This is a genomic window from Brevibacterium album DSM 18261 (assembly GCF_000426445.1).
GTDB lineage: Bacteria > Actinomycetota > Actinomycetes > Actinomycetales > Brevibacteriaceae > Brevibacterium > Brevibacterium album.
This window is the reverse complement of record NZ_AUFJ01000010.1, coordinates 334,937-353,277: the sequence shown is the minus strand read 5'-3', so window position 1 is coordinate 353,277 and position 18,341 is coordinate 334,937. Positions and strand designations below refer to the sequence as shown.

Below are 18,341 nucleotides of genomic sequence, written 5' to 3'. Positions count from 1 at the left end.
GCTTCAGCACCGCTGCGGTGGCAGTGCTCACCGGGTGCGGTGGCACCTCGGACAGCGCCCCTGCCGATGTCCCCTCACCGGGAGGCACCCTCGAGCTGAGCGAGTTCGAACCGATAGCCATCGGCACTGAACCACTGTGGACCTGGGACAACGGCACGGCGCAGACGATGATCACCGGGATGTCGTTCCACGGCGACCTCGCACTGGTGGACGGCAGCGAGCAGATCGAGGACGGCTGGGGATTCAGCGTGGTCGATGCCGCCACAGGTGAGATTCAGTGGTCGATGCATGCCCTCGATCTGCTGGAGGACGATGTCAGCGCCATGCCTGACAGCGGCCTCGCGGTATCCGAACGCCATGAGGTCATCGCGATGCCGTACTACTCTCCGCACTGCGTCACCGAGCCGTGCCCACCACAGCGGCGGCAGTCTCCCGAACGCGGCGTCGCGGGGCTCGACCTCCGCACCGGCGCGGTGCAGTGGAGGTCTCCCGTCGTCGCCTCCGCCGATGAGGCCGCAGGGCCGGGGCAGTCGGATCCGGACCGGGCGCTGCGGATCATCGGCGGCACGGATGAGGTGCTCACTGTGGTCACTGGCCCCAGCGCTCCGCTGCTGCAGGAGTCCGCCGGCGATCCTGCAGATTTCCGCACCCTCGCGCTCCGTCCCGCGGACGGCACAGAAGCGTGGTCTGCCGAAGGCGCCCGAGCCGTGACGACGACCGGGACCATCGCCGTCGCCTTCACCGGCACCTCAGCGGCGAGGCGCTCTCTGACCGCCCTCGAGCTGGACGGCGGGGAGGAGCGCTGGAGCGGCGAAGGGCCCTCCGGGACCGTCGTCGGCATCAGCGATGACCGGCTGCTCCTGCAGGACGACACGGAGCACCAGCTCATCGACCTCACGGACGGAACGTCGGCCCACCGGCTCTCGGACGCACTCGGCACACCCGTCCTCGACACCGAGACCGGCATGCTGGTCTATCGCACCGAGGGGGATCGTGACCGGCTGAGGACGCTCATGCCAGGCGAGCTGGACGGACCGCTGCTGTCGGGGGCCGAGGTGCCGCTTCGAGCCGAACCGCAGCTGTCCGCGGGCGGGCGCATCCTCACATATGACCGCAGCGAGGGCACCACCGCGATCGTCGACCGTTCCGGTGCCGAACTCGGCGAGCGGCTGCTCGGCTTCCCGGTCGCGCTCACCGGCGATCACCTGGTGCTTCGACGGGGTGCCGGGGAGGACGCCGTCTTCTCCGTGCACGCCCGCACCTCATGAGATTCCGGTGCCCGGAGCCGAGGCCCGGAGCTGCGATCACACGCTTCGCCTCACCGACATCAGGTGTCGGCGAAGCTGCTGACGATGTCGATGATCTCACTCTGCGGTGAGCGGGATGCTGTACCAGCGACTATCCGTCGAACACCTCTCCTCTGCCGGAACCCGGCTGCTGTCGGAAGTCATGGTGCGCCAGCCAGTCCAGGACGCCGCGCTCCCGCGCCCCCTCGTCCTCCGGCGCCCACAGGCCCTGTTCGCGCTCGGCGGCGATCACCCCGTCCCGCAGCCGGATGAGCCGCTCGGCGCGCGCGGCGCACACGGGATCGTGCGTCACCAGCAGGATCGTGGTGCCGTCCGCGTGCACGTCGGTGAGCGCGTCGAGGACCTCCCGCGTCATCGCGCTGTCGAGTGCGCCGGTCGGCTCGTCGGCGAAGACGATCGCAGGGTCCGTGGCGAGCGCTCTGGCGAGGGAAGCCCGCTGGAGCTGCCCGCCCGATGCCTCCGTCACCCCATGGTGCGCGATGTGTGCGATCCCGAACCGCTCGAGCAGGCCGTCGACGGTCGCCTCAGCCTGCCGGGCGCCGAGCTTCCCGGCTCTGAGCGCCGGGAGCAGGACGTTGTCCCGCACGCTGAGATTCTCGAGGAACCGCGCCTGCTGGAACACGAAGCCCATCCGGGTGAGCCGGATGGCGCTCAGGGTGCGATCGCCGAGCGTCGTCAGCTCATCGCCGTCGAGTTCGACCGTGCCGGCGGTCGGCCGGTCCATGCCGCTCACGCTGTAGAGCAGCGTCGACTTGCCGGACCCGGAAGCCCCCATGATCGCGAGGAACTCGCCGCGGCGTACATCGAGGTCGATGCCCTCGAGCACGCGGGTCGGAGGATCGGTGGTCGCGAACTTCTTCTCGAGTCCTCGCACACGCAGGAGGGGTAGTGCCGTGGGTGCGGTGCCGGTCATCGTCGTTCCTCTCGTCATCGGAGCCAGCTGCTGCGGTCTGCGGCGCGGAGCCGGCGGTCGTATGCGAGGGGGCCGAGCGCGCTCGCGGCGAGCAGCAGCAGCGGCAGCGCCAGGCAGGAGATCCAGGGGTTCGGCAGCAGCGTGAGGCGGCTGATCCCTGTTCCGGACAGTGCCAGGGCAGCAGACACGAGGGTGCTGCCGACGGTGGAGGCGAGCGCCCCGCCGGCGAGGATGCCGAGCGCCGAGACGATCAGCGTCTTCATCCAGATGAGGCTCGCGAGCTCGCCCGCCGAGAACCCGAGGGCCGTGAGCACCCCGAGGTCGGTTCTGTCGCGACCGAACGCGAGCCGGAGGAACAGCACCGAGATGAGTCCGATCGCCAGGAGTGCGAAGACGGTCGAGATGAGTGCGGACGTGCGCAGGGCGTGCGTCGCGTACCCGAGGGTCTGCGCCGTGTACTCCTGCATTGCGAGCGTCTTCGCACTGGGGAACTCCGTGTTCAGCTCCGAGGCGACGACGGTGGGGTCCGCTCCGGGCGAGAGCTGTGCGTAGAGGGTCCAGCGGTGCGATTCTGCGGGAACCGCGCCCTGTGCCTTCGCCGTATAGCCGCCAGAGGTGATGTCCTGATAGATGCCGCTCACGCGGTGGGTCACCACGGCGTCCCCGCCCGCCGCGCCGATCCCCCGGAGGTCGAGGTCGTCGCCCACCGCGACCCCGAGGCGGTCGGCGTTCAGCACGGACAGTGCGACCTCGTCCTCTGCGGGCGCGCCTCCTGACCGGAACTTCAGATCCGTCTGCGTGTGATCGCCGACCTCGATCCCCACGGTGTCCCAGCCCTCGGGTCCGGCGGCCTCCTCGCGGAGCGTCGCATAGGGGCGCACCGCGTCGATCCGCGGGTCCGCGGCCAGGCTCGCGAGCAGCGAAGCAGCGGCCTCCGTGGCTGCCGCGGAGTCCTCCGCGGCGAACTGCACATCGCTGCGGAGGTCGCTCTGCGGCGCACCCAGATAGCTCGTGAAGCGGGGATTATCGAAGGTTGCGAGGAGCGCTGCCGGGAGCGTGACGAGGAGCGTGCCGAGGCACATCACTGTGGGGAGGAGGAGCCACCGCCGTCGCTGCGCGAGGAGGTCGGCGAGCGCGAGGCGCAGCGTGAGGAGCCGGCCCGTGGCGCCGGCCAGGCGCGAGGAGGCGTGCGCCCTGCCCCGTGCCGCGCGTCTTCGCCGCCGGGGCACGTCCGCGCGGCCGTGCACGAGGGCGTCGACGACGCTGAGCCTCCTGATCCGGCGCAGCGATGCACCGGAGACGATCAGCACCGTCGCCAGCACGAGGAGGACCGCCGCACCGGGCGCGGCGAACGTGAGCCAGGTGGACGGCGGGCTCGCGAAGTTCGTCCGGATGCCCTGCGTGAGGGGCTGAGCGGCGAAGGCGGAGAGGACCCCGCCGATGGCGCATCCGAGCGCCGCCATCGCCCCATACCGGGCGAGGAGCAGGGACTCGATGGTGCGATGCGGTATCCCGATCGCCCTCAGCGCTCCGATCTCGCGCACATCGTCGTCGATCGTGCTGCGGATCACGAAGCGGATGCTGAGCATCGCGATGCCGATCAGCAGGATGCTCGCGAACATGAGCGCGATGGCGATGAGGCCGTCGCTGAACACCGTGATGAGCCGGATCATGGCCCCGGTCACGGCCTGCCCGTCATGCGGCAGCCGTGTGTCCGCTTCGTAGTCCCGCTGGAAGGAGCCGGTGTCCGCACCCTCCTCGAGGCGGTACTCGATGAGGGACTCCGAGGCGCCGCCGCCGGCGGCGCGCAGGCGGTCCAGGTCCTCCTGCGCGAGGAGGAGCCGCGTCGACGACGACATGGACGACGCCATCTGGGCGTCCCGCACGGTGCCCGCGATCTCGAGGCTCCGGGTCCCCGATGCCGTCTCGACCGCGAGTTCGTCCCCCGGCCCGAGGCCGTTCTCCCGTGCGAGGGCGACCGGGACGAAGACCGTGCCCGGTGCCGGGTCGACGGCTGTGTCGTGCTCGTCCAGCAGCAGGTCGAAGCCGTCGTTCTGCGCGACGAAGAGATGGTCGATCATGCTCGCCGAGAGGTCGCCGCGCTCGGAGCCGTCCGCGTGCTCCCAGGAGATCACGGCGGACGGGAAGCCGAGCATCTCCTGGACGAGCCAGTCCTCGATCTGGTCGTGTCGCTGAGCGAAGTCGCCGAGTGCGGCCCTGTCGATCTCACCGCGATGCATCTGCAGGAAGTGCGGCGGCTTCGAGAGCTCGAACATGCGGTCGACAGCTCCGCTCAGGCGCTCGAGCACCACAGCTCCGCTTGCCATGAGGAGCGCGCTCAACACGAACAGGAGCACGAGGGCGAGCATCGTGCCGCGATTCCGCTGCAGATCGTTCCACGCATATCTGCGGACGAGTCCGGCGGTGCTCACGGGCCGCCTCCGGACTTCGCGGATGCGACACTGCCCTCCCGGACCGCCCGGTCGAGCGTCGTCGCGAGGTCGCGCAGGCTCGCGGCCCGGCCGAGAAGCGCCGCGATGATGAGGAGCAGCAGGCCGACGATCCCGATGAGCAGGCCGACACCGCGCGACGGCCCCACTCCGACGAACGGTCCGAGGCTCTCTGCGAGCGGACCGTCGGGCAGGAGGAGCGGAGCGAACACCTGATCGGCCAGAACACCCGAGACGCCGTAGGCCAGGACGTAGCCGAACTGCGACACGAAGCCCATGAGACCCCAGATCCGGCCCTGGGCCCGGACCGGAACGGTCGCCCGCGCCAGCACTTCGACGACGGTGTTGAGCGGGGCGAGGGTGACGAAGAAGGCGAAGGCGCAGACACCGATCGCCGTGACGCTCGGCAGGAGGCCGATCCCGATCACTGCGACCCCGGCGAGCGCGAACGACCAGCGCATCAGGGCGAGAGGCCTTCTGCCCGCACCGAGCACACCGATGGCGAGGCTCGCTGCGACCATCCCGACCGCCGCGATCGAACGCACCGCGCCGAGCACTCCGTCGCCTGCGAGGTCCAGCACGAGAGGAGTGAGAAGCGTCTGCAGGATGCCCAGGCAGAACGTCCCGCACGTCGCCGTCCACAGGAGCGCGCGGAGGCCGCGCTCCGTGCGCAGCAGCGTGATGCCCTCCGTGAGCTCGCGCCAGAGGCCGGGCGGCCGTGCGGCGACCGAGGTGGCAGCGCGAGAAGGAAGCCGATCGGCGGCATCCGTGCGGCGGGCTGCCCGCACTGCACCCATCATGATGAGCGTCGCGGTGAGCGACAGCAGGAGGTCCACGCAGACGACCGCGATGATGTCCGCGCGAGCGAGCAGGGCAGCGGCGAGCGCCGGGGAGACGAGGAACTGCGAGGCCGATGCGAACTGCACGAACCCCGCTGCCCGGCCGTAGTGCGCGGGCGGCAGGAGATCCGTCACGATCGCCCGATAGGCGGGATCGAGCAGCGCGCTCGAGGCCGAGCCCGTCACGAGGCAGGTGCCGATCAGCCAGAGGCTGTCGGGGCGGTGCATGAGCACCGCGGTGAGGAGGCCGAGGCCGAGGGCGGTTCCGAGGTTCGCGAGTGCCATCAGCACGAGGCGGTTCATGCGATCCGCGAGGAGCCCGGCGTACGGCGTGAGCAGAACCGCGGGCAGGAACCCCGCGAGCGTGATGAGGGCGACCGCGGAGCTCAGTCCGGTCTCACGGTAGAAGTGGATTGTGAGGGCGAACGGGGTCAGCCCGTTGCCGATCCTGGCCAGCAGCTGCGCGCTCCACGCCGCGGCGAACACCGCGCCGCCGCGAACGGCGGTGCGGATCGGCACCGTGGTTCCGCTCGCCCCGCGCACTGCTGCTGTGCCCTCGGTCATTGTCGTTCCGGCTCCGCAGACTCAGGGCCGGCGCGCCAGCCCCGGATCATGCCCCGCAGCGCTCGATCGAACTGCCGCTCCGGGCTGTACCTCCAACCGCTGCCGAAGACCTTCGCGAGGGTCGGGAGTGCGGACAGATCGCTCAGCTCGAACCCGTCCCTGCCGGTCTCTCCGCCCACGGGGTCACCGCCCTCGGCGAGAACGTGGCCCACGGTGTAGTTGACCACGGCATTCAGCAGTTCGGCCGAGCCGCCGTCGACGGGCATGCCCAGACCGGCGAGGCGCGCAAGGATCTGCTCCAGGAGCGCGAAGAGCTCGGGGCCGGCTGCGGGGCGGGTGCCCAGAATCGACACGGCACGCGGGTGGCGGAGCAGAGCGCGGCGGAGACCGTGCATCGTCGCGGCGAGAGCCTCCTGCCAGCTCTCGTCGCCGAGCTCACCGAGCTCCACGGACGCCCAGATCCTCGACATCACCCCGTCGAGCACCGAGACCTTGCTCGGGAAATGGCGGTACACCATCATCGGATCGACCCGGAGCTCCTTGCCGAGCCTCCGCATCGTGAGTGCCTCGACGCCGTCCGCGTCGATGATCGCGAGGGCGGCCTCGACGACCCGCTCGCGGGAGAGGGGCTGTCGTCGCCGCGCATCTGTGCTTCTGCTGGTCACTTGCTCTCCTCTGGTTCTCAACATCGTAGTCTACACCGTAGAGTCAACCATCGGCCCGGCATCTTCCGAGACGTGCTGAACAGGGTCTATCGTGGAAGAGTCCACAGGGGCCGGGCGTGCCGGCGGCCAGCGGGAGATCGCAGCGATCGCAGGAGGGGCGGAGATGACCGAGCGTTTCAGCGTGGGTGACCATGTCGCCTGGAACTCGGAGGCCGGTCATGTCTCCGGAACCGTGACGAAGGTGTACACGGAGGACTTCGACTACAAGGGCCACACTCGAAGGGCGTCGTCTGACGATCCGCAGTACGAGATCAAGAGCGACAGGACGGATCACATCGCCGCTCACAGGGGGAGCGCCCTGCGGCTGCTCGATGACTGAGACCCTCTTCACCGTGGGGCACTCGAGCCGGTCGCTCGAGGAGTTCCTCGGCCTGCTGCGCGAGTCCCGCATCGAACTGATCGTCGACGTCCGGAAGCTCCCCGGCTCCGCACGGCATCCGCAGTTCGACCGGGACGGGCTCGCCGCCTCCCTCGATGCCGAAGGGATCGGATATCGGCGTGCGGCGGGTCTCGCAGGGCGGCGGCCGGTGAGCCGTGACGTGCCCTTCGACGTGAATGCCTGGTGGGAGAACCGCAGCTTCCACAACTACGCCGATCACGCCCTCTCGGAGGACTTCGCCCAGGCGCTCGCCGAACTGCGCGGCCGGGGCGGCGCCTCGCGCGCGGCGGTGATGTGCTCCGAGGCCGTGTGGTGGCGCTGCCACCGCCGGATCATCGCCGATCACCTGCTGGCCGCCGGCGACGAGGTGCGGCACATCCTGGGGTCGGGGCGCGTGGACGCCGCCGAGCTCAGCCGCGGCGCGCGGGTGGGTCCGGACGGCATCGTCACCTACCCCGCGGATCAGCAGCGGGGGTGAGCCGCTTCTCCGCCCGCGACCGAGGCGCGGGCGGGGCGCTGATCCCGGCGCCAGTCGCGGATACGCGGGGCTGTCACCTGGACCTTCAGAGAATATGAAGTGGATACGGATGGAACTATGTGGAATCATCGCATAGTCGCGACGCTCATCCGAACGGACGGTCGATCATACGGGCAGCGCCCGCCCGGACCTTCGGGAGCGCGGACACGTCCTGTCCCCTGCAGATCGGAGAATCCGTGCTGACAGCCTCTGAGGAATCGACTCTCACACAGTTGGGCACGCCCGGCGTGCTGCTCCTCCTGCTCCTCTTCTACGGCGGCACCATGTGGATGTCCGTCGCGATCTCCAGACGCCGGGAGAACGCCGACGGCTACATGACGGCAGGCAATCGGATCGGCTTCGGGATCTCCGCGGCCTCGATGACCGCCACCTGGATCTGGGCGTCCTCGATGTACGCCTCCGTGACCGCGGGATACACCTACGGCGTGTCCGGTCCCATCCACTACGGTCTGTGGGGCGCGCTGATGATCCTGTTCATCTACCCCTTCGGCAAGCGGATCCGTGCCGTGGCGCCCAAGGCGCACACGCTGGCCGAGGTGATGTACGCCCGTCACGGCCGCTCCTCGCAGCTCATGCTCGCCGGCTCCAACGTCCTCGGCTCCGTCATCTCGCTGACCTCCAACTTCATCGCCGGCGGGGCGATCATCTCGATGCTCTCGCCCCTGAGCTTCGGTGCGGGCATCGTGATCGTGGCGGCCGGTGTGCTCCTCTACACGCTCTGGTCCGGCTTCCGCGCCTCCGTGCTCACGGACTTCGTGCAGGTCATGGCCATGCTCGGAGCAGCGGCGATCGTCATCCCGGTCATCTTCTTCGCCGCCGGCGGCCCCGATATGTTCGCCGCAGGGCGCGCGGCCGGCAACGTCACACCGCAGCAGGAGAGCTTCTTCTCCTCCGACGCCTTCATGAACCAGGGCGCGCCGTACATCGCCGCGGTGCTGGCCTATGCGATCGGCAATCAGACCATCGCCCAGCGCCTCTTCGCCGTGCGCGAGGACCTCATCAAGCCCACGTTCGTCACCGCGACGGTGGGCTACGGCGCCACCGTGATCGGTGCGGGCATGGTGGGCGTCATGGCGCTGTACCTGGGCGTGCAGCCTCTCGACGGCGATGTGAACAACCTGCTGCCCCAGATGGCAGCCGAATACCTCCCGCTCCTGCTGCTTGCGCTCGCCTTCATCATGATCATCGGGTCCCTGTCCTCGACGGCGGACTCCGACCTCGCAGCACTCAGCTCGATCGTCATGGCCGATGTCTACGGGCAGTCGGTGGGCCGCGGGAGGGCGAACCCCCGCACCATGCTCCTCATCGGCCGCATCACGATGATCGCCGCGACGGCCGCAGCCCTGTACTTCGCGACCGCGCGCTTCAACATCCTCGACCTGCTCGTGTTCGTGGGTGCGCTGTGGGGCTGCCTCGTGTTCCCCGTCATCGCCTCGTTCTACTGGAAGAAGGTCACGAACCTCGCCTTCACCGCCTCCGTGCTCGCCGCACTCGCGGTCTTCCTGCCGGTCCGCTTCGAGCTCATCCCGCTCACCGGCGCCTGGGCGGTCGTGGTGGAGGCGCTCTCGATCGCCGGTGTGGGCGTCGTGCTCGGCATCATGGCCTTCGGCTTCTTCGGCCGTACCGTGGCGGTGTGGGTCGGCGTCATCGCCACGGCCGGGATGCTGCCGTTCGGCTTCGGACTCTTCCGGGACTACGCCGTGCTCTCCGGCTCGCTGGTCGCCTATGCGGTCTCCTTCCTCGTCTGCTGGGCGCTGTCGGCGTGGTCGAGGATGGACTTCGACTTCGACCGGATCCGGGCCGTCACGGGGGACTTCGACACCGAGGGGAACGCGGAGGAGCCCGCAGGCGATGCGACGACCGCGTCCCGCAGCACCGCGCGCCCCGCGACGGACACCGCCCCTGCCGCACACGACGAGAGGAACTGACCATGTCCGCAGCCGTTCTCACCGCCTACGTCCTCGTCTGGCCCATCCTCGTGGCCGGCATCCTCGTGACCATCGCACGGGGCTTCGCCAAGGATGTGAAGGAGGCCCGGGTCGAGGGCCGGCCGATCATCTGATCCCGGCGCTCACCCGAGCACCACTCGCATCGTCTCGGCGCCGCCGTGCGCGCAGCGCTCGGGGACGCCGGCGACCTCGGAGCGGGGGACAGTGCGCGATTCGAAGGCGATCTGCTCGCCCACGCGCACGGTTCCCAGCTCGTCGGCGGTGACCCCGGGACGTTCGCCCCGCAGCGTGAACTCGGCGGCCTCGGGGAAGATCACCAGCTCGGGACGCTGCTCCCGGCTCTCTCCCGAGGCGGCAGCCTCCGTGACCGCGAGGCAGCCGCCGGGGCCGGTGATGAGCTTTCCGGTGTACTCCGCAGCCTTGCCGGCCTCCTCGGCGGTGCCCGGCGCAGTGAGGCCGATGGGCCCCTCGCCGTGGGCGGTGATCTGCAGCGGTTCGCCGGGCGTCCCGCCCCCGGCCTGTTCCGCCCCGTCCGCCTCTGCGGCCGCAGAGGTCTCCGCGCGCGCGGCCTCGGACGGGCCTTCGCCCTCGCCGCTGCCGGAGCATGCGGCGAGGACGAGCGCTGCCGCTCCGGCAGCGCATGCCGCGGGCAGTCGACTGATCCCCATGGTCTCTCCTGTGTCGGTGGTGCGGACAGGCCAGTCCAGCACATCGGGCGGCAGGAGGCCAGCGCGGAGGCCTCCGTGGTATCTTGGCCGTCGGCACGTCTCAGTGCCCTCGCGCAGTCGATGACGAAGTGCTCGTCTGACACATTCGCGGAGAGGACTGACCCCGGTCAGGACACGTCCGCAGTGGAGATTGCGCAGCCGCTCCCGCCGGGACGGCTGTGTTCGCCATGCCGCGGATGCGGCGCGAGAGAAGGACGGTTCATTATGCCCGCCACCAGGAACGACAAGGCCGCGAAGGATCTGCAGGCGGTCCTCGACAAGATCGCGGCGATGCCGGAGCCCTATGCGACGATCGCCGGCCGCCTGCACGAGGCGATCCTCGGCGCCGGCCCCAAGCTCAAGCCCCGGATCTGGTACGGCATGCCCGGCTATGCGACGGGCCGCAGTGCGCCGGTGCTGGTGTTCTTCCGCCTCGACGACGGAGTGATGTCGTTCGGACTGTCGGAGAAGGCCACGGTCGAGCGCGAGTCCGGCAGCACCCTGCGCCCCTCGGCGTGGTTTCTCGACGAGATCGACGAGGCGACTCTTGCCAGGATCGCGTGTCTCGTGCGCATCGCCTTCAGCTGAGCCGCGCCTCAGCGGTAGTCGTCGACCGCGAGCTCTGCGGCAGGTGTCGTCTCCAGCGCTTCGATGAAGCTCCACGCGTCCGGCAGCGATCCGTCGGCGTCGGTGAGGCGGTAGTGGGTGCCCAGTTCGAACGAGCTCACCGAACGGGTGTTCCACCGGTGGCGGGCCGGGTCCTCCGCCAGGGCCCGGATGCCCCTGGCCAGCAGTGCGGGGGTCTCGGAGATCACGAACTCATACGGGGGAAGGGCGCCGTCGCGGCCGAGGTTCGCCTCGGCGGCGGTCCGCCAGGTGTCCTCCGTGACGCCGAAGGCGTCGAGCATCGTCTCCGAGCGCAGCCAGCCCGGGGTCACGGACACCGCGGTGCCCTCGCGGCCGGCGAGCTCGTGCCCCTGCGCGTAGGCGAGCCGATCCACGGCGGTCTTCGTGAGGTCGAGGAAGACGGTGGAGCGGAAGTGCTCCGCGTTGTAGGCGCGGGTGCCGTCCGTCACCTCGACGACGAGCCCTCCCGGGTTCCGTGTCAGCAGTCCGAGTGCGGCATGGCTCGTGATGAGGTGGGTGAGGAGTCCGGCCTCGAACAGCCGCATGCCGCGCTCCCAGTCGTACTCCCACAGGGGCGTGTCGAACTCGACATAGGCCTCCCCGCCGATGTCGTTGACGAGGATGTCGAGTCGGCCGTGCGCTGCGTCGATGCGTTCGATCAGTCCTCGCACCTCAGCGCGGTCACGGTGATCGACGGTGACCGCGTGCGCCGTCCCACCGGCCGCGCGGATGAGCTCCGCGGTCTCCGCGACCGTCTCGGTGCGTCCGTAGTCGGAGGGCGCACCCGTCGTCGACCTGCCCGTGCAGTAGACCTCTGCTCCTGCGGCGGCCAGTTCGCGTGCGATCGCCCGTCCCGCCCCGCGCGTAGCGCCGGTGACGAGGGCGATCCTGCCACGCAGGCTCTCCGCGTCCTCGGCTGCTGCGGCCCGCGATTCCGCGGTTCCGGGCGCTCCGGGCGTTCCGGTTCCCTTCGATGTGCTCTCCGGCATCAGGGTGTTCCTTTCTCCTCAGGTCTCGTGTGCGCCTCTCACACTCACACCTGTTCCCGACACCCTATGGCGGGAATGGGGAATAGTGTGAGGACCATGACCGCATCGAGGCTCCTGGGGATGATGCTGGAGCTCACCCGTCTGCCGGCGACGAGCGTGGATGCGCTCGCGCGGCGCTTCGAGGTCTCCGCACGGACGGTGCAGCGCGATCTGGAGGCGCTGCGCGAACTGGGCGTGCCTATATGGACGCGGACCGGCCCGGGCGGGGGAGTGGGGGTGGTCGGGGGGTGGCGCTCGCCCGTCTTCGGGATGACGGGACCGGAGGTGCAGGCCCTCATGCTGGGCGAGGCCGGGGCGCGCGGCCTCGGGCTCCGCTCCGAGTTCGCGACCGCGCGCCTGAAGATGCTGGCGGCGAGTGTGCCGGGAAGCGGCGCGGCTTCCGGCGGCCTCGGCGATGCCGCGGCGGTGCATGAGCGGTTCCTGCTCGACAGCGAGGAGTGGTTCTCCGATCAGGAGCGGCCGGAGGCACTCGCGGAGACCGCGGAGGCGGTCCGCGCCGGCCGTCGCGTCTCAGTCCGCTACGCGCGGCCGGGCGAGGAGCCCGCCGAGGAGGTGAGCCGCCTGCTGGATCCGCTGGGCCTTGTGCTCAAGACCGGCACCTGGTATCTCGTGGCTGCCGCCGGAGGCAGTGTGCGCACCTACCGGGTCTCGCGGATCTCCGCTGTCACCGTGCGCGCAGAGCGTGTCGTCCGGCCGCCCGGCTTCTCCCTCGCCGAGCACTGGAGGAGAAGCGCCGCCGAGTTCGAGGCATCGGTGCTCGTCACGGACGTGGAGATGCGGATCCCGGAGGGCTCGGCGGCGGCTCTGCTCGCCTGCGTGCCGGGGGAGGAGGCACGGCGAGCACTTGCGGCGGCGGAGCGTACAGACGCACATCTGCAGCTGCGCATGCGCATGGAGAGGCCCGACATCGCGCTCGCCCAGCTGCTCGGGGTGCCCGGAGTCGAGGTGCTCAGCCCCCTCGAACTCCGCCGCGGGCTCTGCGCACGCGGCCGGGCGCTCGCGGAGCGGAACGCTCACACTCCGTAGCGCAGGTCCACGATCGCCGGGACGTCCGAGTCCGGCAGCAGCTCGAGCGCGTCCCCGCCGGTGAGGAAGTCCACCCGGGCGCGTTCCGCCTCGGCCAGCGCATAGGGCTGCGAGCGGATCGTGAGTCCCGTCTGCCGGCGCAGGCGCCGGACCTCGCCCCGCACCGTCGTCGCGGCATCGCCGTCGCCGTAGAGGGCCTCGGCCAGTGCCCTGGCAGTCCACCCCGCGCGGGAGGCGAGCAGCGCCAGCAGTTCCGCGCGCCGCGCCGTGAGCGGTGTGCGCGAGCCGTCGGCACGGACCACCTCGGGCCGCCAGCCCAGCAGCCGGATCTCGGTGACGGGGCCGGTCCCTGCGCTTGGGCCTCGCGCGGGACTCCCGTCGCGGTCTGCGGGCGGCAGCCTCGCCGCGAGAAGCGCCTCGGCCAGACGGACGCCGCACCGCACCAGGGACGCGCACTCCGCGGTCGCGAACCTCACCGGCAGCGAGATGTCGAGGACTCCGGCGATGCCTCCACGCGGGTCGCGGATGGGTGCGGCGCTGCAGGTCCAGGTGTGGTGCGCGCGGACGAAGTGCTCACCCGCAGTGACATGGGAGAGGGCGCCGGTCTCCAGCGCTCTGCTGATCCCATTGGTCCCGATGCCGGTCTCGGACCAGTCCGCCCCCTCGGCGAAGGCGATGGAGTCGGCACCCCGCATGGCCCAGCCGCTGCCGGAGCGCCACAGCAGGACGCCCCGGGCATCGGTGAGGACCACGAGGTGACGACCCGCCGCCGAGGTGTCGGCCAGCGACGAGAGCACGTCACCGGCCACATCCTGCAGGGGAGTGGTCTCCCGTGCCTGTGCGAGCTCGCCGCGCGTGAGCACCTGGGCGGGCTGTTCCTGGTCGGGTGAGACGCCGGCGGCATCGCTGCGCCGCCAGGCCGCGAGCACACGGGAGTCGACATCTGCGGGACTGCCGCCGGCCAGAGCCGCGGCGTGGGCTTCGACTGTGCGCCTGGCATAGGTCGCAGGATCGGCGAAGCGCAGCGAAGGATGCAACGGCATTGCCACCCCCGGGGCACGAGACTGTTCGCAACGGTGCTGTGATCTACCTCATGGGTGGAGAGTACAGGACAGGGACACGAAGGAGTGGACAGGGACACGAAGGAGTGGACATGGCCGAGAGCGATGCTGGTGTGACGACCGAGGCCGCGGCGGGCGCGAACCAACCCGACGCGGCGGTGGAGGCCTGGCTGAGCGCCTTCGACACGGCGCTGCGGGCGGGCGATGCGGAGGCGGCGGCCGCGCTCTTCGAGGAGGAGGGCTTCTGGCGTGACTTCGTCTCCTTCACCTGGAACATCCGCACGCTCGAGGGACGCGAGCAGATCCGGGACATGCTGGCCTCCCAGCTCCCGCTGATCGAGCCCTCCGGCTGGTCCCTGGACGAGCCTGCGAGCGAGTCCGAGGGAGTGACGGAGGCGTGGATCACCTTCGAGACCGCCGTCTCCCGCGGATGGGGCCATCTGCGGCTGCGCGGCGGCCGTGCCTGGACGCTGCTCACCACGATGCAGGAGCTCAAGGGCTTCGAGGAGAAGCGGGGGAGCGCGCGGGAGAAGGGCGTGGACCACGTCATCACCCGCGGGCGGAGAACCTGGCTGGAGCGGAAGCAGGAGCATCGGGAGCGGTTCGGCCGCGAGAAGCAGCCCTATGCCGTGATCGTGGGCGGCGGCCAGGGCGGGATCGGCCTCGCCGCCAGGCTGAAGCGGCTGGGCGTGCCCACACTCGTCGTCGAGCGCAACGAACGTCCCGGCGACTCCTGGCGCAACCGCTACAAGTCCCTCCATCTGCACGACCCGGTCTGGTATGACCACCTGCCCTACCTTCCCTTCCCGGACGACTGGCCGGTGTTCGCGGCCAAGGACAAGATCGGCGACTGGCTGGAGCACTACACCGCTCTCATGGAGCTCGACTACTGGTCGGGCACGGAGTGCCTGGGCGCGGAGTTCGACGAGGCCGCGGGCACCTGGAGGGTGCGGGTGGACCGTCGCGGTGAGGAGGTCGAGCTGCGCCCCGCCCAGCTGATCTTCGCCCTGGGCGTCTCCGGCTATCCGCACATCCCCGAGTTCGAGGGTGCGGAGACCTTCGCCGGTGAGCAGGCGCATTCCTCGGAGTTCTCGGGCGAGGGCGAGTTCGAGGGCAGGCGGGCGGTGGTGATCGGCTCGAACAACTCGGCCCACGACATCTGCGCGGCCCTGTGGGAACAGGGCGCTGAGGTGACGATGGTCCAGCGCTCCTCCACCCACATCTCCCGCAGCGAATCGCTCATGTCGCTGGCACTGGGACCTCTGTACTCCGAGGAGGCGCTGGCGAACGGCGTGACGACGGAGAAGGCGGACATGCTCTTCGCCTCGTGGCCCTACCGGCTGCTGCCGGAAATGCAGATCCCGGTCTATCAGGAGATGGCGGAGCAGGACCGCGAGTTCTACCAGGCCCTCGCGGACGCCGGCTTCGAGCTCGACATGGGCGAGGACGGCTCCGGTCTCTTCCTCAAGTACCTGCGCCGCGGCTCGGGCTACTACATCGACGTGGGCGCGAGCCAGCTCGTCATCGACGGGCGCATCGGGCTGGCCCGCGGTCAGGTCACGCGGATCGAACCGGAGGCTGTCGTGGTCGAGGGCCCGGACGGCGAGGAGACGCGCCTGCCCGCCGACCTCATCGTCTACGCCACCGGCTACGGATCCATGAACCAGTGGCTCACCGACCTCGTCTCCCCGGAGGTCGCGGATCGGCTCGGAAAGGTCTGGGGCTTCGGTTCGGACACCGCGAAGGATCCCGGTCCCTGGGAGGGCGAGCTGCGGAACATGTGGAAGCCCACCCAGGTGGAGAGGCTGTGGATCCACGGCGGGAACCTGCACCAGTCCCGCCACTACTCCCGCTATCTGGCGCTGCAGCTCAAGGCCCGGATGGAGGGCATCGACACGCCCGTCCACGGCCTGCAGGAGGTGCACCACACGAGCTAGCCTCGGGCCATGACACCGCAGCGCAGGGCAGGCACGTACCGCACCTTCTACTCGGAGCCGCTCGAGATCGACCGGGCCGAGGGCTGCACGATCATCGGCGCGGACGGGCGCCGGTACCTCGACGCGTACAACAACGTGCCCGTCCTCGGCCATTCGAACCCCGAGGTCGCGGAGGCCGTGCACGCGCAGCTGCTGCGCGCCAACACCCATACGCGCTACCTCGACCCGCTCATCGCCGAGTACACCGAGGAGCTGCTGGCCCTGCTGCCGCAGCACATCGAAGCGCTCGTCTTCGCCTGCTCCGGCTCCGAGGCGGTCGATCTCGCCCTACAGCTCGCCCGCTTCACCTCCATGAGCGAGGGCGTCGTCGTCACCCGGAACGCCTACCACGGCACCACCGCGGCTGTCGCGGAGGTCTCGCCCTCGCTCTCGGGAGCGGTGCCCGATCGCGTCGCGCTCGTCGACGTCCCGGAGCCCCACCGCACGGACTTCGACGCCGAGCTGGGCAGGCGGGTGGCCGAAGCCTGCCGCGCGCTCACGGCACGCGGCCACGGCGTCGCGGCACTCCTCGTCGACTCGACCTTCACGAGCGACGGCATCCTCGCAGGCGAGGGCGTCCGCCTCACGGCGGCGGTCGATGCGGTGCACGCGGCCGGCGGCCTCTATATCGCCGACGAGGTGCAGTCCGGCTTCCGCCGCACGGGCTCCTGGTGGGGCTACGAGCATCTGGGCGTGGCCCCCGACCTCATCACGCTGGGCAAGCCGATGGGCAACGGCCTTCCGATCTCCGCAGTCGCGGGCCCACGCGTGGTCTTCGACGACTTCGGCGCGCGCCGGCGCTACTTCAACACCTTCGCCGGCACCCCCGTCCCCGTCGCGGCGGCACAGGCTGTGCTGCGGGCGCTCTCCCGGCCGGGCTGGGCCGAGCGGGTCGAGGAGGCGGGCGCGCGCCTCGGCCACGGTCTGTGGGAGGTCTGTGCGGAGGCGGGAGTCCACCCCGACGTGCGCCGCAGCGGGCTCATGCTCGGGCTCGACCTGCGGCCCGCCCACGGCGGCGACGCGGATGCCGCAGGAGCGCATGCGGGCCGGCTCGTCGAGGACCTCTACCGCCGCGGCGTCCTCGTGAGCTCCACGGGGCCGGCGGGCGCGGTGCTGAAGATCAGGCCGCCGCTCGTCATCGCGGATGCGGAGATCGATGTGCTCACGGCGACGATGCGGGACGCGCTCGCCGAGGCACCGCGATGAGTCCCGGTCCGGAATCGCGGGGCAGCCCCGAGCGTGACCGCGTCCTCGCAGCGGTGGCGCAGGAGTACGGCTGCGAACCGTGCGATCCCCGCACCTACGACGGGGAGCACGACAGGAACTACAGGTTCACGGATCAGGCCGGACAGGACTGGGTGGCGAAGGTGAGCGACGCTTGGGTCCCGGCCGTCTCCCTCGACTGGCAGGAGTCCCTGCTGCAGACCGCCGCCGAGGCGTCCCTTCCCTTCGCGGTGCCGTCGCTGCGGCGCACACGGGACGGGCGGACGCGGATCTCCGTTCCCGCCGGGGCAGGCGGCGCGCTCGCCGTGCGAGTGGTGGGCTGGGTGGCGGGGACGCGGCTGGCTGAGGTGCCCGATCCGGGCCTGTCGACGTTCCGCAAGGTGGGTGAGGCCTCGGCGCTGCTGACGGAGGCGTTCTCACGGCTGAGCGCGCCCGCGGACCTGCCCGCGCACGACTGGCTCCTGCACCGCGGGCCGGAGGTGGTGCGCGCAGGGCTCGCCCGGCTGGATGCGGCCGGCAGGCGGACCGGAGCCGCCGAGCTGCGGGAGCGTGCGGAACGCGTGCGGCGCTTCGTCGAGGAGTTCGAGCGGGTGCATGCGCCGCGACTGGACGGGGTGCCCTGGACCGTGGTGCACCAGGACCTCCACGACGGGAATCTGCTGGTGGATGCCTCCGGCAAGCTCAGCGGCGTCATCGACTTCGGCGATGCGCACCGGGTGCCGCGCGTGTGCGATCCGGCCATCGCCGCGGCGTACGCGATGCGCAGGACGGAGGACCCGCTCGCGCGGCTGAGGGCAGTGGCCGAGGGCTATGAACGGCACGTCCCGCTCACGGCGGAGGAGCGGGCGCTGCTGCTGCCGCTCGCGACCCTCCGGCTGTGCGTGAACTGGGCGCTCTGGCACGCCCGTGCCGCGGAATCACCGGTCCTCATCGAGGAGGACGACTACGAGCGCCTCCGGTCCAAGGACACCTGGGCGACGCTGGAGGCGCTGCTGCGCTGACGTGCG

At 70.6% G+C, this 18,341-nt stretch carries 17 protein-coding genes; 10 read left to right on the top strand and 7 right to left on the bottom strand.

The window, feature by feature from the left end; genetic code table 11:
- The first annotated feature begins 17 nt into the window (after positions 1-17).
- Positions 18-1,268 carry a PQQ-binding-like beta-propeller repeat protein gene (locus tag K318_RS23520; RefSeq protein ID WP_156913817.1) on the top strand — a complete coding sequence of 417 codons (1,251 nt, stop codon included), beginning with the start codon at positions 18-20 and terminating at the stop codon, positions 1,266-1,268.
- Positions 1,269-1,398: 130 nt separating this feature from the next.
- Here the strand turns inward: K318_RS23520 and K318_RS19715 are convergent, their stop codons facing one another.
- Genes K318_RS19715 through K318_RS19710 form a run of 4 tightly spaced genes read right to left on the bottom strand, consistent with a single transcriptional unit; the run spans position 1,399 to position 6,738 of the window.
- Complete coding sequence (locus K318_RS19715; RefSeq protein WP_051297603.1) at positions 1,399-2,220, bottom strand: ABC transporter ATP-binding protein; 822 nt, start codon at positions 2,218-2,220, stop codon at positions 1,399-1,401.
- Positions 2,221-2,234: 14 nt separating this feature from the next.
- Positions 2,235-4,652: an ABC transporter permease gene (locus K318_RS0105750; RefSeq protein ID WP_029088781.1), complete on the bottom strand. Its 2,418-nt coding sequence runs from the start codon at positions 4,650-4,652 to the stop codon at positions 2,235-2,237.
- A complete protein-coding gene (locus K318_RS0105745; RefSeq protein ID WP_029088780.1) occupies positions 4,649-6,073 on the bottom strand; it encodes an MFS transporter in 1,425 nt (474 codons plus the stop codon). The genes K318_RS0105750 and K318_RS0105745 overlap by 4 nt, the downstream gene beginning before the upstream one ends.
- Positions 6,070-6,738, bottom strand: coding sequence for a TetR/AcrR family transcriptional regulator (locus K318_RS19710; protein ID WP_051297602.1), 669 nt, complete (start codon positions 6,736-6,738; stop codon positions 6,070-6,072). The genes K318_RS0105745 and K318_RS19710 overlap by 4 nt, the downstream gene beginning before the upstream one ends.
- A gap of 163 nt (positions 6,739-6,901) precedes the next feature.
- Here K318_RS19710 and K318_RS0105735 point away from each other — a divergent pair, with 163 nt between their 5' ends.
- From K318_RS0105735 to K318_RS25205, 4 genes are all read left to right on the top strand, one after another.
- A complete protein-coding gene (locus K318_RS0105735; RefSeq protein ID WP_029088779.1) occupies positions 6,902-7,117 on the top strand; it encodes a hypervirulence associated TUDOR domain-containing protein in 216 nt (71 codons plus the stop codon).
- Positions 7,110-7,655, top strand: a complete 546-nt coding sequence (locus tag K318_RS0105730; RefSeq protein ID WP_029088778.1) for a DUF488 domain-containing protein — start codon at positions 7,110-7,112, stop codon at positions 7,653-7,655. Before K318_RS0105735 ends, K318_RS0105730 begins: the two co-directional genes overlap by 8 nt.
- Positions 7,656-7,978: 323 nt before the next feature.
- A complete protein-coding gene (locus tag K318_RS19705) occupies positions 7,979-9,643 on the top strand; it encodes a sodium:solute symporter family protein (protein ID WP_211233298.1) in 1,665 nt (554 codons plus the stop codon).
- Positions 9,644-9,645: 2 nt separating this feature from the next.
- Positions 9,646-9,777, top strand: a complete 132-nt coding sequence (locus K318_RS25205; RefSeq protein ID WP_029088777.1) for a putative transporter small subunit — start codon at positions 9,646-9,648, stop codon at positions 9,775-9,777.
- A 9-nt stretch (positions 9,778-9,786) separates the two neighbouring features.
- Here K318_RS25205 and K318_RS23515 read toward each other — a convergent pair whose 3' ends face one another.
- Positions 9,787-10,332, bottom strand: a complete 546-nt coding sequence (locus K318_RS23515; protein WP_051297600.1) for a hypothetical protein — start codon at positions 10,330-10,332, stop codon at positions 9,787-9,789.
- Between the two features lie 264 nt (positions 10,333-10,596).
- On the opposite strand from K318_RS23515, the gene K318_RS0105705 reads away from it, so the two are divergent.
- On the top strand, positions 10,597-10,959 hold the full coding sequence (locus K318_RS0105705; RefSeq protein WP_029089008.1) for a hypothetical protein: 363 nt from the start codon (positions 10,597-10,599) through the stop codon (positions 10,957-10,959).
- A gap of 8 nt (positions 10,960-10,967) precedes the next feature.
- On the opposite strand, the gene K318_RS0105700 is transcribed toward K318_RS0105705, so the two are convergent.
- Positions 10,968-11,987, bottom strand: a complete 1,020-nt coding sequence (locus tag K318_RS0105700) for an SDR family oxidoreductase (RefSeq protein ID WP_084499756.1) — start codon at positions 11,985-11,987, stop codon at positions 10,968-10,970.
- Between the two features lie 96 nt (positions 11,988-12,083).
- Here K318_RS0105700 and K318_RS0105695 point away from each other — a divergent pair, with 96 nt between their 5' ends.
- Complete coding sequence (locus tag K318_RS0105695; RefSeq protein WP_029088774.1) at positions 12,084-13,073, top strand: helix-turn-helix transcriptional regulator; 990 nt, start codon at positions 12,084-12,086, stop codon at positions 13,071-13,073.
- On the opposite strand, the gene K318_RS19700 is transcribed toward K318_RS0105695, so the two are convergent.
- Complete coding sequence (locus K318_RS19700) at positions 13,061-14,116, bottom strand: helix-turn-helix domain-containing protein (protein WP_051297599.1); 1,056 nt, start codon at positions 14,114-14,116, stop codon at positions 13,061-13,063. The two genes, K318_RS0105695 and K318_RS19700, sit on opposite strands and share 13 nt — an antisense overlap.
- A 110-nt stretch (positions 14,117-14,226) precedes the next feature.
- Here K318_RS19700 and K318_RS0105685 point away from each other — a divergent pair, with 110 nt between their 5' ends.
- Genes K318_RS0105685 through K318_RS0105675 form a run of 3 tightly spaced genes read left to right on the top strand, consistent with a single transcriptional unit; the run spans position 14,227 to position 18,335 of the window.
- Positions 14,227-16,071: a flavin-containing monooxygenase gene (locus K318_RS0105685; protein WP_051297598.1), complete on the top strand. Its 1,845-nt coding sequence runs from the start codon at positions 14,227-14,229 to the stop codon at positions 16,069-16,071.
- Between the two features lie 9 nt (positions 16,072-16,080).
- Positions 16,081-17,316 (top strand): aspartate aminotransferase family protein, encoded by a 1,236-nt coding sequence (locus K318_RS0105680; RefSeq protein WP_029088772.1) that lies wholly within the window; start codon positions 16,081-16,083, stop codon positions 17,314-17,316.
- On the top strand, positions 17,313-18,335 hold the full coding sequence (locus K318_RS0105675; protein WP_029088771.1) for a phosphotransferase: 1,023 nt from the start codon (positions 17,313-17,315) through the stop codon (positions 18,333-18,335). Before K318_RS0105680 ends, K318_RS0105675 begins: the two co-directional genes overlap by 4 nt.
- The last annotated feature ends 6 nt before the right edge of the window (positions 18,336-18,341 follow it).